General features: G+C 58.5%; 13 protein-coding genes. 12 read left to right on the top strand and 1 reads right to left on the bottom strand.

The window, feature by feature from the left end; translation table 11 throughout:
- The first annotated feature begins 296 nt into the window (after window positions 1-296).
- The 12 genes from OR1_RS20100 to OR1_RS20045 all read left to right on the top strand — a co-directional run bounded on the left by OR1_RS20100 (window position 297) and on the right by OR1_RS20045 (window position 12,820).
- Entirely contained in the window at window positions 297-737 is a 441-nt protein-coding gene (locus tag OR1_RS20100; RefSeq protein WP_041974835.1) for an Hsp20/alpha crystallin family protein, read from the top strand.
- Between the two features lie 85 nt (window positions 738-822).
- The gene (lon, locus tag OR1_RS20095; protein WP_041974833.1) at window positions 823-3,264 is read left to right on the top strand and encodes an endopeptidase La; all 2,442 of its coding nucleotides are present in this window, start codon (window positions 823-825) and stop codon (window positions 3,262-3,264) included.
- On the top strand, window positions 3,261-4,241 hold the full coding sequence (thiL, locus tag OR1_RS20090) for a thiamine-phosphate kinase (RefSeq protein ID WP_041974832.1): 981 nt from the start codon (window positions 3,261-3,263) through the stop codon (window positions 4,239-4,241). Before lon ends, thiL begins: the two co-directional genes overlap by 4 nt.
- A gap of 6 nt (window positions 4,242-4,247) precedes the next feature.
- Window positions 4,248-5,132 (top strand): protein-glutamate O-methyltransferase CheR, encoded by an 885-nt coding sequence (locus tag OR1_RS20085; RefSeq protein ID WP_041974830.1) that lies wholly within the window; start codon window positions 4,248-4,250, stop codon window positions 5,130-5,132.
- Between the two features lie 42 nt (window positions 5,133-5,174).
- A complete protein-coding gene (locus OR1_RS20080) occupies window positions 5,175-6,449 on the top strand; it encodes a methyl-accepting chemotaxis protein (protein ID WP_041974828.1) in 1,275 nt (424 codons plus the stop codon).
- The gene (locus OR1_RS20075; RefSeq protein WP_041974843.1) at window positions 6,439-6,900 is read left to right on the top strand and encodes a chemotaxis protein CheW; all 462 of its coding nucleotides are present in this window, start codon (window positions 6,439-6,441) and stop codon (window positions 6,898-6,900) included. The genes OR1_RS20080 and OR1_RS20075 overlap by 11 nt, the downstream gene beginning before the upstream one ends.
- A 1-nt stretch (window position 6,901) precedes the next feature.
- On the top strand, window positions 6,902-8,509 hold the full coding sequence (locus tag OR1_RS20070) for a chemotaxis protein CheA (RefSeq protein WP_041974826.1): 1,608 nt from the start codon (window positions 6,902-6,904) through the stop codon (window positions 8,507-8,509).
- Between the two features lie 56 nt (window positions 8,510-8,565).
- Window positions 8,566-9,435, top strand: a complete 870-nt coding sequence (locus OR1_RS20065) for an outer membrane lipoprotein carrier protein LolA (RefSeq protein WP_041974824.1) — start codon at window positions 8,566-8,568, stop codon at window positions 9,433-9,435.
- A gap of 104 nt (window positions 9,436-9,539) precedes the next feature.
- Window positions 9,540-10,229, top strand: a complete 690-nt coding sequence (locus tag OR1_RS20060; RefSeq protein WP_160295287.1) for an outer membrane lipoprotein carrier protein LolA — start codon at window positions 9,540-9,542, stop codon at window positions 10,227-10,229.
- 51 nt (window positions 10,230-10,280) lie between these two features.
- Window positions 10,281-10,766 carry a YajQ family cyclic di-GMP-binding protein gene (locus OR1_RS20055; protein WP_041974822.1) on the top strand — a complete coding sequence of 162 codons (486 nt, stop codon included), beginning with the start codon at window positions 10,281-10,283 and terminating at the stop codon, window positions 10,764-10,766.
- Window positions 10,767-10,975: 209 nt separating this feature from the next.
- Window positions 10,976-12,292 (top strand): 30S ribosomal protein S12 methylthiotransferase RimO, encoded by a 1,317-nt coding sequence (rimO, locus tag OR1_RS20050; protein ID WP_041974839.1) that lies wholly within the window; start codon window positions 10,976-10,978, stop codon window positions 12,290-12,292.
- A gap of 108 nt (window positions 12,293-12,400) precedes the next feature.
- Window positions 12,401-12,820 carry a TraR/DksA family transcriptional regulator gene (locus tag OR1_RS20045; protein WP_041974837.1) on the top strand — a complete coding sequence of 140 codons (420 nt, stop codon included), beginning with the start codon at window positions 12,401-12,403 and terminating at the stop codon, window positions 12,818-12,820.
- A 53-nt stretch (window positions 12,821-12,873) separates the two neighbouring features.
- Here OR1_RS20045 and OR1_RS20040 read toward each other — a convergent pair.
- Window positions 12,874-13,324, bottom strand: a 451-nt coding sequence (locus OR1_RS20040; protein ID WP_041974820.1) for a 4Fe-4S dicluster domain-containing protein, incomplete at its 5' end; no start/stop codon positions are given.

Here is a 13,324-nt window from a genome sequence, read left to right as displayed (position 1 = left end):
GAAACCCCAGTTGAACCCGCAACTGAGCAGGCCAAGGATCCCTATGGAAATGATCGTCAAAGGTCGTTTCATTATCGCCTCGTTAACCGTTTATAAAAAATCAAGAGGGGATTATACATATCGCAGGCAGCATATTCAATGGTTTTCAGGTTCAGCCTCGTTGCTAGGCCCGTGCTGCGGCCCTCTGGCTCTCGCGCTCCCCCTCGTGCCTTGACTTTCGCGGTAAAGGTGGTTAAATCTTCAAGGTCTCGGTTGTAGTAGCATAGAAGGGACAGTTTCCCCTGAATGGAGTGAGAATGCCAGTGATTCCAAAGGACCCGGTGGATTGGCTGACGCTGTTCCGGCAGCAGGTTGAAGAAATTTTCAATTACCTCTCCAGCGCCGAACGTCTCGGAGGGAAAGAAGAACACGAATACCAACCCCTGGTTGATATCTTTGAGACCGCCGGCAACTATGTGGTCGAGTTCGAACTCCCCGGATTCGACCGGAAAGATCTCCGGCTCTCGATATGCTGCAACACGCTGCTGCTGGAAGGGGTAAAGCGGAAGGAAGGGCGGAAAGGGTGCCGGTTCATCAGGGTGGAGCGCCATTTCGGCCATTTTTCCCGGATGATCGAGATCCCCCCGGCCGCGGACATCCAAGGGATAAAGGCAAGGTATGACAAGGGTACGCTGACAGTGACCTTCCCCAGGCTGCATGATCGCCAGGAAGTAATCCGCGACGTTCCCATTGAATGATGGCGGTGTCATTAAGTACATCGTTTTTTCGGGTAGTTCATTGATGTAATTGAAAAGCTATTAAGGATTCTAAGGAGAAGCATTTATGGATAACATCAAGCAGCCGGAAGGCGAAGAGCTGAAGATTCCGGAAGTGCTGCCGCTGCTTCCGGTAAGGGATGTGGTGGTCTATCCCTATATGATCCTCCCTCTGTTCGTCGGGAGGGAGATCTCGATTGCTGCTGTGGATCATGCCCTTTCCGGCGACCGCCTGATCTTCCTTTCGACCCAGAAGGAGGTCGGCGACGAGGATCCTGAGCCCGAAGCGATTTATGAAGTCGGAACAGTGGCAATGATCATGAGGATGCTCAAGCTCCCGGACGGCAGGGTAAAGATCCTGGTCCAAGGGCTGACCAAAGGGCGCATTACCGAGTATCTTGCGTCGCGTCCGTACTACTCGGTCAGGGTCGAGAGGATCGTCGAGCCGGCGGATGCTGAAACGTCGCTGGAGACCGAGGCGCTGATCCGGACCATCAAGGAGCAGTTGTCGAAGATCGTTGCGCTCGGCAAGGTAATCTCGCCGGAAGTGATGGTTATTGTGGAAAACATGCAGGACCCCGGCAGCCTCGCCGACCTGGTGGCCAGCAACATCGGGCTGAAGGTGGAAGAGGCCCAGAAACTCCTGGAGATTTTTGACCCGATCGAGCGGCTCAAGCGGGTGAACGAACTGCTCAACAAGGAGAACGAGCTGCTGGACATGCAGGCCCGGATCCAGTCGGCGGCCAAGGAGGAGATGGGGAAAAGCCAGCGGGAGTATTACCTGCGGGAGCAGCTGCGGGCCATTCAGCAGGAGCTGGGGGAGAGCGATGCCCGCGCCGAGGAGATCGCCGAAATCCGCAAGGCGATCGACGCGGCCAAGATGCCGCCGGTGATCGAGAAAGAGGCGCTCAAGCAGCTCGGGCGGCTTGAGCAGATGCACCCAGATGCCGCAGAGTCCGGAATGCTCCGGACCTTCCTTGATTGGATGGTGGAACTCCCCTGGTCCAAGGCCACCAAGGATGGGCTCGACATCAAGAAGGCCAAGACGATCCTCGACGAAGACCATTACTACCTGGACAAGATCAAGGAGAGGATCCTCGAATTCCTGGCCGTGAGAAAGCTGAAGAAGAAGATGAAGGGGCCGATCCTATGTTTCGTCGGCCCTCCGGGGGTCGGGAAGACATCGCTCGGCAAATCGATTGCCCGCTCCATGGGGCGTAAATTCGTCAGGATATCGCTCGGCGGGGTGCGCGACGAGGCTGAAATCCGCGGCCATCGCCGGACCTATGTCGGCGCGCTCCCCGGCAGGATTCTCCAGGGGCTGAAGCAGGCGGGATCGAACAACCCGGTGTTCATGCTGGACGAGCTGGACAAGCTCGGCTCCGATTTCCGCGGCGATCCCTCATCGGCGCTGCTGGAAGTGCTCGATCCCGAGCAGAACTTCATGTTTTCCGATCATTATATAAACCTTCCGTTCAACCTTTCGAACGTCATGTTCATTGCCACCGCCAACCAGATGGATACCATCCCCGGTCCGCTTCGCGACCGGATGGAGGTCATCACCCTCGCAGGCTATACGGAAGAGGAAAAGCTGCAGATATCGAAGCGGTACCTTGTGCCGCGCCAGACCCAGGAGAACGGGATCTCCGACAAGTACATCTCCTTTACCGACGAGGCGATCAAGGCGGTCATCGCCAAGTACACCCGCGAATCCGGGCTGAGAAACCTGGAGCGCGAGATCGGCACCATCTGCCGCAAGGTCGCGCGCAGGGTGGCGGAAGGGGAGAAGCGTCATTTCACCATCAATGCCTCGGCAGTGCCGAAATATCTCGGTCCCCCCAAATTCCTGCGCGAGGAGGAGATGGAGACGAATGAGATCGGCGTGGTCACCGGCCTGGCCTGGACACCGGTCGGCGGCGAAGTGCTCTATGTCGAGGCCACCATCATGCAGGGTAAGGGCGGGCTGACCCTGACCGGCCAGCTTGGGGACGTCATGAAGGAGTCGGTGCAGGCGGCGCTCTCCTGGATCCGGGCCAAGGAAAAGGAAATCGGCCTGGCCGAGGATTTCTTTCACACCACCGAGATTCACGTCCATGTGCCGGCCGGCGCTATTCCCAAGGACGGTCCGTCAGCGGGAGTCACCATGGCAACGGCCCTGGTCTCTGCGCTTACCAAGATCCCGGTGCGCAAGGATGTGGCCATGACCGGCGAAATTACCCTGCGCGGCAAGGTGCTCCCGATCGGCGGGCTCAAGGAGAAGATCCTGGCTGCGGTTCGCGCCGGTGTTACCACCATAGTTATACCCGAACAGAACGTGAAAGACCTGGAAGACGTACCGAAGAATATCCTGAAGAAGGTGACCATAGTGCCGGCCAAGGTGATTGACGACGTCCTGAAGGTTGCCCTGGAAACCTGGCCGCCGCCGGTGCCCAAGGCCGCCAAGGTCCCGGTGCCTGCCGGCAAGCCGGTGCGGCGTTCACCCAAGGCTTTGCCCCGGGGGAATGCTTGAATATCGCTTCGCTGGGGGAATTCGGCCTGATCGGCCGGATCGCGGAACGGGCAGCGGCAAGAGACGGAGTTCGGTGCGGCATCGGCGATGACGCGGCTGCACTGGAGCCTTCGCCGGGCAGAGTCCAGCTGGTTACTTCGGACATGCTGCTCGAAGGGATTCACTTTGATCTGTCGTTCACGACGCCGGAACAACTGGGCCGAAAATCCCTGGCCGTAAACCTTTCGGATATGGCTGCCATGGGAGGGAAGTCCAGATGGTTCCTCCTCTCCCTGGGGCTCCCGGCAGCGTCCGATGTGGAATTCCTGGACCGATTCGTCAGCGGTATGCTTGCCATGGCCGACCGGCACGGGGTCGCTCTGGTCGGAGGTGATACCTGTTCTTCGAGGTCGGGGCTGGTCATCAGCATCACCCTGATGGGCGAGCAGCTCGCCGAAAAGGTCGTTTATCGCAACGGTGCAAAGCCGGGAGATCTGATCTGCGTGACCGGTTCGCTGGGGGATTCGGCGCTCGGCCTGGAAGAACTGCGCAGGGGTGTTCGCGAAGGGGGCGCAGTGTCCCGTCATCTCGACCCGGTACCCCGCTGTAGCGAAGGGCTCTTGCTTGCTGAGGCGGGCATCCCATCCGCGATGATCGATGTCAGCGACGGATTGCTTGCGGATCTGGGCCATATCCTCGAATGCTCCGGAGGCGGGGCGCGGGTGGAGATCGACCGGCTTCCGCTGTCCGGGTATTTCCGGGATCATGCCCCCAAGCTCTGCAACGATCCGTTCTCCCTGGCGCTTGCCGGTGGCGAGGATTATGAACTGCTGTTCACTCTGGCCCCGGACCGTTGGCACGATGCCGAAAACCTGTTTTCCAGCATGGAGTCCCGGGCGACTGTCATCGGTGAAATCAATGCAGATGGAGGGATTCAGGCGGCTTTCCCGACCGGTGAGCTGTACCGCTCGGATCACAAAGGGTTCCGGCATTTTTGAGGCGACATGTCCCTTGATACCCCCAATACCCTCCCTGCCCTGACCGACATACCGGAAATCGGGCCCGAAGATATGGCTGTAATCCGGCGGCTTCTTGAGGAACGGATCGGCTTTCACCTCTGCAGATACAAAGATAAATGCGTTATGCGGCGGATCAACATCCGGATCCGGGCAACAAATTCCGACACTCCCACGGCGTACTGCCGCCTTCTCGAACATGACGGGCGGGAGATGACGCAGCTGTACAAGGCGCTCACCATACATGTTAGCCATTTCTTCAGAAACCCGTCGGTATTCGACATGCTGCGCGACTCGGTTCTCCCCGAGCTATTGGCAGTTCGGGCCGGAACCGGGAGCGAAGCGGTGTTCTGGAGTGTCGGCTGTTCGACCGGCGAGGAGCCGTACGCGCTTGCCATCATTCTCAGGGAGTATTTCAGCGATCTGATCAAACGGATTCCGGTCCGGATCATTGCCACCGATATCAATGCCGAGATCCTGGATGCCGCTCGCAGAGGGCTTTACGTTGTTGAGCGGGTTGCCGAGGTGCCGCCCCTTCTTGTCGACCGGTACTTTGCCCGGGAAGGTGGCAAGCTTCGGCTTGCTGCCGAGATCCGCGACATGGTGACTTTCCGGGAGGAGGAGATCTTTTCGTCCGGGTTTGACCGGAAGTGCGACCTGATCATGTGTCGGAACGTCATGATATACTTCGAGCGGCCCTGGCAGGAGCTGCTGCTGAAAGGTTTTGCCCGGTCGCTTTCCGAGGGCGGTTTTCTGGTGCTGGGGAAATCCGAAACCATGATCGGCGAGGCCCGCCGGTATTTTGCCCCGGTCAGCCCGGTAGAGCGGATTTACCGGGCGTTGCCGGCTGCGGGCCAACAGCAGGGTGGATAAGGCTTTCATTTATTGCAGCTTATAGCGGCAGGAGGGAGCTCAATGTATATTCCGTTGGGATACAAATTCATTCTCGGTTGCATAGTGGTGGTCGCAGCAGTGGCATTTGTCCCGGATCTGATCCGCAAGCTGGGGTATGCGCCGGAGATTACGACCGTTCTCTCCTATGTGGTTGCCATCACGATCGGGCTGATTCTCGGCTGGCTGTTTTCCCGGAGGGCGAGCCGGAATATGGGACTTCTTACCTCGTCTACGGAAGCGATCAGTTCCGGAGACCTGACCAGCGATGTGGAGTTGCGGCAGTCCCGTTTCCCGGACGAGACGCAGTGCCTGGCCGAGTCGATCAACATAATGGCCGAGAATCTCCGGGCGCTGGTGCGGCAGATCAGGGATATCTCCAGGCGGGTATTTGAAGAGTCCAAAACCCTCTCATCAACTGCCATCGAGATCAACGCCTCCACCGAGGAGGTGGCGCAGGCGATCGAACAGATTTCCCGGGGCGCCGAAACCCAGGCAGAGATGGTGACCAAGAGTTCCAAGGTCATTCATGAGATGGCAATTTCGGTCGATCTGGTGGCAAAACGGGCCAGAGAGGCGGCCAAAGCGGCCCGGGACACCAGTGTAACTGCCAAGCGCGGCGGTGAACTGGCCAACGACTCGCTGGAAAGGATGAAGGAGTTTTACGGTTCAGTGGAACTGACCGGACAGCTTTACCTGGAACTCAACAAAAGGCTCCAGCATATCGGCAAAATCGCCGACATCATCCTGGATATTTCCCGCCAGACCAATCTTCTGGCCCTGAATGCCTCCATAGAGGCGGCTCGGGCCGGTGAATACGGCAAAGGCTTTGCCGTGGTCGCCGACGAGGTGCGCAAGCTCGCCGACGGCACCGGTACATCCGCAACCGAGATCGTGGATCTGATCGCCTCCATCAAGGAGGACGGCCAGAAGGTTTCGGAGACTATAACGGAAAGCTTCCGCTCCATCGCGGCGGGGAAAAAGAATATCGACATTACCGCCGCCGCCTTCGGCGAAATCCTCACCACGGTAAGTGAAACCGAGCGGCGGGCCAACAGTATCGCCGACCTGTCCCAGATGCAGAACGAGGGGGCGGGAAAGATGGTAGAAATGGTTGACGAGATTGCCCGGGTCGCCGAAGACAACGCCGCCTCTACCGAAGAGGTGTCGGCGGCCACGGAAGAGCAGTCGTCTGCCATGCAGGAAATGGCCGATGCCGCCAAGGAGCTTGCCGGGATGGCGGAGGAGATGTTGCGCTGCGTCGAGAAGTTCCGCGTCGGTGAACAAGATGGCAAGTGACATCGACCGGCTGGTGCTGTTTCGCCTGGCCGGGCAAAGGATGGCCATAGATCTGGCTACTGTAACCGAGGTGAGTGAACTCCCCGAAACCTGGCCGATCCCGATGGCGCCCGGCTATTTCAAGGGGGTCATGAACTCCCACGGCGCCCTGACGCCGGTGCTCGACCTCAGCCGTTATCTTCAATCCGGAACCGGAGTTGCTGCGGGGAAGATAATGGTCCTCGACCGTTCTCTCGCTGATCTGGCCCTCTGGGTCGACGATGTGGAGCGTGTTATCCCCTCTGCCGAGGCCGGAGTTGTTCGGGCGGGGGACGCCCCGATGGCGGCGGTGCTGGAGATCCACGGTCACGAAGTCTCCCTGGTCTCTGCCGCAGCGCTGCTGGACAAGCTGGATGCCGATCTCCAGGGTGTGACCCAAGTGATGTTTGCCGGACTGGAGGAAATCGCCTGACATGGACATGTCCCAGTACCGGGAACTTTTTCTCACCGAGGCGCAGGAGCATCTTCAAGCCCTGAACAGCCTGATTGCGGCCCTCGAAGAGGAACCGTCGGATCAGGAAAAGATCAATGCCCTGTTTCGCTCCGCCCATTCCCTGAAAGGGATGGCCGCCTCGATGGATTACGGCCTGATCGCCGACCTGGCGCACCGGATGGAAGACCTGATGTCCAGGGTCAGGAATGGCGAGTTCCTGTTCGGCAGGCAGATCGGGGCGTTGTTGCTGGAAGGGGCCGACATCATTGCCGTCCTCCTCGACGATGTGGCTGCTGATCGCCCCCTTACCGCCGATATCGAAACGATTTCCGGCCGGCTCTCAAGCTTCAACCCTTCCGCAGAACCGGCCGCAGTAGCGCCAGCCCCTGAACCGGCAACAGTCTCCGCCCCTGCTCCGCAGTCCCAGGACACCCCTCGCGAGCCGCTTCATACCGTACGGGTAAGGACCGAAATCCTGGACCGGTTAATCGATACGACCGGCGAACTCTTCACCAGCAAACATCGGCTGCTGAACATAACCCGGGGGGTCGAGGCGCCGCGGTTGAAGGAAACCCTTAACGATCTCGGCAAGCTACTCAGGGAATTGCACCAGACGGTCATGCAGGCCCGGTTGATGCCGTTTGCCGTGCTGGCCGAAAGGTTCCCGCGCGTGGTCCGGGATCTGGCCAGGAAACAGGGGAAAGAGATCTCCTTCACGGTTGTGGGTAAGGAGATCGAGCTGGACCGGGGTGTTCTGGAAGAGCTTGCGGATCCGCTGCTGCATATCCTTCGAAACGCTGTGGATCACGGCATTGAACCACCGGAGGTTCGCAAGGGGGCCGGGAAGAACCCGATCGGCAGTGTCAGGCTCACGGTCGGCCGGGAAAAGGACCAGGCCGTGCTATCGGTGCTGGATGACGGCAGGGGGATGGATCCGGCGGCACTGGTCAGGTCTGCGGTCGCCAAGGGGATCATAACCGCCGAGCAGGGCGCGCAGTTCTCTGCTCGCGAGGCCTTTATGCTGACATGCCTCGCCGGGTTCTCCACCGCTGCCGAGGTTACCGACGTCTCCGGTCGCGGGGTCGGCATGGATGCGGTCCGCGCGACCGTCCAGTCTCTGGGCGGCAGTCTCGCCATCGATTCCCGGATCGGGAGGGGGAGCATGATGACTCTCCGTCTCCCGCTCAATATTGCCATCATCAATGTGCTGCTAACCGGTATGGGCGGACTCAAGGTGGCCATTCCGGTGAGCTCGGTTCTGAGGACCCTGGAAATAACCAGGGAGCAGGTGATGTCGCGGGACCGCCGCGCCTATCTCCTGCTGGACGATACGGAGATCCCGCTGCTCAGCCTGAACCGGGTCATCGGAGTTCCGCTGCGGAGAAGCATGACCGGGTTCATTCCGGTCATTGTGGCGATGTTCCGAGGGAAGCCGGCGGGGTTAATTGTCGATCGGGTTCTGGGACATCGGGAGATTCATGTCAAGCCGGTCGGCAGGCCGCTCAACCGCTTACGCGGGCTCGCCGGCGGCGGGATACTTGGCGATGGGGAGGTTGTGTTCGTTCTCGATCCGGCAACCCTGTTTTAAGAGGTTGCGTCACCGCCGCAGTTGTGGCACAATTCACCCTCACAGGAGGGGTGCATATGATTAATTTTCGGGCTCTTTTCATGTTTCTGGCCGTGGTTTTGGGATGCTCCGCAACTGTCTTTGCCCAGACGCCCCCTCAGCAGCGGGTCGCTGTTGGCCTCCGGGATGTGATCGATACGGTGGAAAAGTCGTTTTCCAGCGACGGCGAAAGCAGGTACAGCGACGACACGCTCTTTCTGTACGACCTTTCGGCCGACTTTGTCCAGAAGACAATTATTGCCGGAAAAACCCCGAAGGAGATGATTGCGGACGGTGAGTTCCTGTTCAAAAATGCCGATTACAAGCACCGCGAACCGCTGAAGTTCCGTTTTGAGTATTTCCGCCCCACGCGCCATGAAATCGTGACCGACGGCGCCTCGCTCTGGACCTATCTTCCGGCCAACCGTCAGGTCATCCTTAGTGATATGACCTCATTTTTCGACCCGCAGTATGCCGATCCTTCCCGGAACAGGGGGTTCAATTTTCTCCAGGGGCTGCCCCGGATCTCGAAAGATTTCCAGATCTCCTATTCTCCGCAGGGGCGGGACATGAACGGCAACTACATCCTGGAGCTCACCCCCAGGCAGGCCATGGAGACGGTCGAAAAACTGTTCATCGTGGTCAACAAGGATGCGGTGACACGCTACGTCCAGAACAACGGCAGGCACATCATCAACCCCAACAACCGGGGGAACCGGATGAAGGACCTGTCGCAGCTGGCTTTCCCCATTCTCTCCACCACCGTAATCGACCACAAGGGGAATGCCACTGTCCTGGAATTCAGCAATATCAGGCCGAATATGGGGCTCGGCGACCTGCTCTTCACCTTTGATATCCCTGCGGATGTTCAGACCGTCCGGCCTCCGGGGAGCACCGGACGCCGCTAATTTCATAGTGAGGCGACATCAGTCTGTGTCGCCTTTTTTGCGAGAGGATTGATTCATGCCGATAAACAGAATGTTATCGATTGCCGCCGTGCTGTCGTTCATGCTTGCCTGGCATCCCGCCGCAGCACTGGCCGCACCCGGGGGATGGTGGAGCAGCTGGCGACCTGAAGGCGGTTGTAGCAACCGTTGAGCAGGGGTACCGGCAGTTGCGGGACCTGCAGGCGGAATTCAGTCAGAAGACCTTCCTGTCCGCGCTCAAAAGAACCGAAAAGGGGAGCGGCGAGTTGATGATGAAAATGCCGGAAACCGGTACCGCCATGTTTCGCTTTGACTACCGGAAACCGAAACAGCAGATCGTTTCAGACGGCAGGCAGGTCTGGTTCTATATCCCGGAAAACAAGCAGGTCATGGTCAGCGATGTCAAGAGGATGCTGGCCCAGGGAGGGGTTGCGCTCAATTACCTCACCGGCCTCGGCAACGTGTCGCGCGATTTCAAGATCAGCATTTCGGGCACGGGGCGAGATGCCAAGGGGAACTACCTGATCGACCTCGTGCCGAAAAAGGGTGGGCAGGCGTTTGCCCGGCTCCAGCTAACTGTGGCCGCGCCTGCGGTGGAAAAATACCGGAAGAACGACGAGGCCGAAGACCCGTTCCCGATCGTCTCGTCCGTGGTTTACGACCAGATCGGCACCAGCACCACCATCGATTATTCCAGGGTCAAGGTCAACCAGGGGCTCGGCGCCGGGAAATTCACCTTTAAAGTTCCCAAAGGGGTTGAAATAATCAAGCCATAATCCCTGCGGATTTGTAGGCTTTGCCACTATAACCATTATCAGGAGGGTAACATGCCGTCATTCGACATTGTCTCCAAGGTAGACATGCAGGAGGTTGACAACGCGGTCAACCAGACCGTCAAGGAGATCGGCCAGCGCTACGACTTCAAGGGGTCCAAGAGCGAGATCACCCAGGAAAAGGACAGCATCAAGGTCCTGGCCGACGACGATTTCAAGCTCAAGGCCGTGATCGACATCCTCCAGTCCAAGTTCTTCAAGCGGGGGATCTCCATCAAGGCGCTCCAGTACGGCAAGGCCGAAAACGCCTCCGGCGGCATGGTGCGCCAGATTATCACCATCCAGCAGGGGGTCTCCAAGGAGAAGGGGAAAGAGATCATTGCCGTGATCAAGGAGAGCAAGATCAAGGTCCAGGCGCAGATCCAGGACGAGCAGGTGCGAGTCACCGGCAAGAACCGCGACGACCTGCAGGAGACCATCGCCCTCTTGAAGGGGAAGGATCTGGATATCGAAATGCAGTTCGTGAATTTCCGGGAATAGAAATATGGCTTTCTCGCGATTGCGGCGTTGCTCTGCGGGATGCCTTGTGCGGCGTAGCGCTGATATGACTCCTCACTTGAGCGCCTCGCGCTCATCGGGAATTCTACATACTTTCATGTTAAAAGGACAGGGTCGGCCTTGTCGCAGAAGTCCAAAAAATATAGCATCAAGAGGTCTTTGTGGAAGAAACTAAAGTTCAGAAAGTCAGCATGGTCAGCCTCGGCTGCCCGAAGAACCTGGTGGATGCGGAGGTGATGCTCGGCTACCTGTCAAACACCGGATACGAGATCACCACCGACGAACATGAGGCGGACATCATTATCGTCAACACCTGCTCGTTCATCAAGGAGGCGAAGCAGGAGAGCATCGACACGATCCTCGATCTGGCGGACCGGAAGCATGACGCCAACTGCCGGTTGCTGATTGTGGCCGGTTGCCTGCCGCAGCGGTATCAGCAGGAACTGGCCAAGGAACTCCCCGAGGTGGACATCTTCGTCGGCACCGGCGACTACCCACGCATTGCCGAGATCATTGCCGAAAAGGACGAGTCCGAAGGCCAGATCCTGTATACCGGGGACCCGAACTACCTGTACGATGCCGAGCTGCCGCGGATGCAGTCTACGCCACTATATACAGCCTATCTGAAGATTGCCGAGGGATGCTCCAACTGTTGTTCTTACTGTGTTATTCCTTCCCTGCGGGGTGCTTTCCGTTCCCGGCCGCCGAAGCTGGTCCTGGAAGAGGCGCGGCGGTTGGTGGCCAACGGTGCACGGGAACTGAACCTGGTGGCGCAGGATATCACCCGCTATGGCAGCGATCTTGAAGGCGGTATCAACCTCGAATGGCTGGTAAAGGAGCTGCACGCTATCGGCGGGCTGCGCTGGATCCGGCTGCTTTACGCCTATCCGGACGGGATCACCGACGGCCTGCTCACGCTGATCCGTGAGGGGGAAAAGGTCTGCAAGTATCTCGACATTCCGCTGCAACATATCAGTGACCCGGTGCTGAAGCGGATGAACCGGCGCAGTTCCGAGGATGACATCCGGGCGCTGATCCCGAAGATCCGGGCCGAAGTGCCGGGCATTGCCCTCAGGACCTCATTGATTGTCGGTTTCCCCGGCGAGACCGAGGAGGATTTCAAAAAGCTGCTCCATTTTGTCGAGGAGTCGCAGTTTGACCGGCTCGGGGTGTTCTGCTACTCGCGCGAGGAGGGAACGCCGGCTGCCGAGATGCCGGAGCAGGTGTCGGAGCGGGTCAAGCGGGACCGCTACAAAAAGTTGATGAGGGCCCAGGCCAGGCTGTCGTTCAAGCAAAATCGCCGCCTGGTCGATATGGTCGAGGATGTCCTGGTGGAGGGGTACAGCGAGGAGACCGAACTGCTGCTTAAAGGGCGCACCTCGCGCCAGGCCCCGGACATCGACGGCCAGGTCTACATTACCGCCGGACAGGCGGATGTCGGGGATATCGTACGGCTGAAGATAACCGATTCGTCGGACTATGATCTGATAGGCGAGATAATAACCTAGTAAAATCGCTATGTTGGCTTGAGGGCTTTTCCCTTGACAAGCGGGGAAATTGCTGTATTATTTCGTCGCCCTTGGGGCAACTTAATTATTTTTTGGAGTTCAATGGACATGGTTGATAAAAAGTCGGAGATGAAAGCGATCCTCGTCAAGATGAAAGAGGATGCGCTCAATGAGATAACCAAGGCGATGAAGTCCGGAGCCAATACGGTCACTGGCGAGCCGAGCGGCGACATATACGACCAGGCTTCGAGCGAACGCGACCGTGAACTCGGCATGCTGCTCGGAGACCGGGAGCGCGAGAAGCTTGCCAATATCGACGAGGCCCTGATGAGGCTGGAAGAGGGCGAATACGGCATCTGCGAGGAGTGTGAAGAGGAGATCCCTTTGGGCAGACTGAAGGCATTGCCTTTTGCCCGCCACTGCGTCAAGTGCAAGTCGGATATTGAGCGGCAGCAGGCCCAGACCAAGAGGTTTGAAGAGGAGCGGGTCTATCGCGAGATCGCCATTGGCGAGGAAGAGGAAGGGTAGACCGAATCATCCGGATATTTGTGGGAGGGGCGCCGTGCAAAAGGCGCCCCTTTCTATTTCTGCAGCAGCCGGGCATAATCGGCGGCAGTCAGCCGATTCTGCCAATGCCCGGTAGCCTTGCCGATAGCCGATCCCCCCCAGAAAATACCTATCACCAGTGCTGCGAAGAGAATCCCGGCAATTGCGATCCTGCCGCCGGGGAGTTTCATCTCCAGCGCCCCTGAAGCCCTGCAGTTGCTGATACAGCGCCAACAACCGATGCATTCGGGCGAGTGTATCCTCTCCTTGGCCATTACCGGCAGATATGACGGGCAAAACTGGCTGCAGACGCCGCATGACACGCAGGCGCCCTTATTGCGGGTTACCTTGAGCGGGGAAAGCAGCGACGCCACCCCCAAAAGGGCTCCGTATGGGCAGAGATAGCGGCAGAAGGCGTTATTGACCGGTATGGAGACCAGCCCCAGCGTGACGATCACTGCCAGGGGGAATCCGGACAGGCCGAGG

Source organism: Geobacter sp. OR-1 (genome assembly GCF_000813145.1).
Lineage (GTDB): Bacteria > Desulfobacterota > Desulfuromonadia > Geobacterales > DSM-12255 > Geoanaerobacter.
The sequence above is the reverse complement of the archived record's forward strand: the minus strand, read 5'-3'. Positions and strand labels throughout refer to the sequence as shown.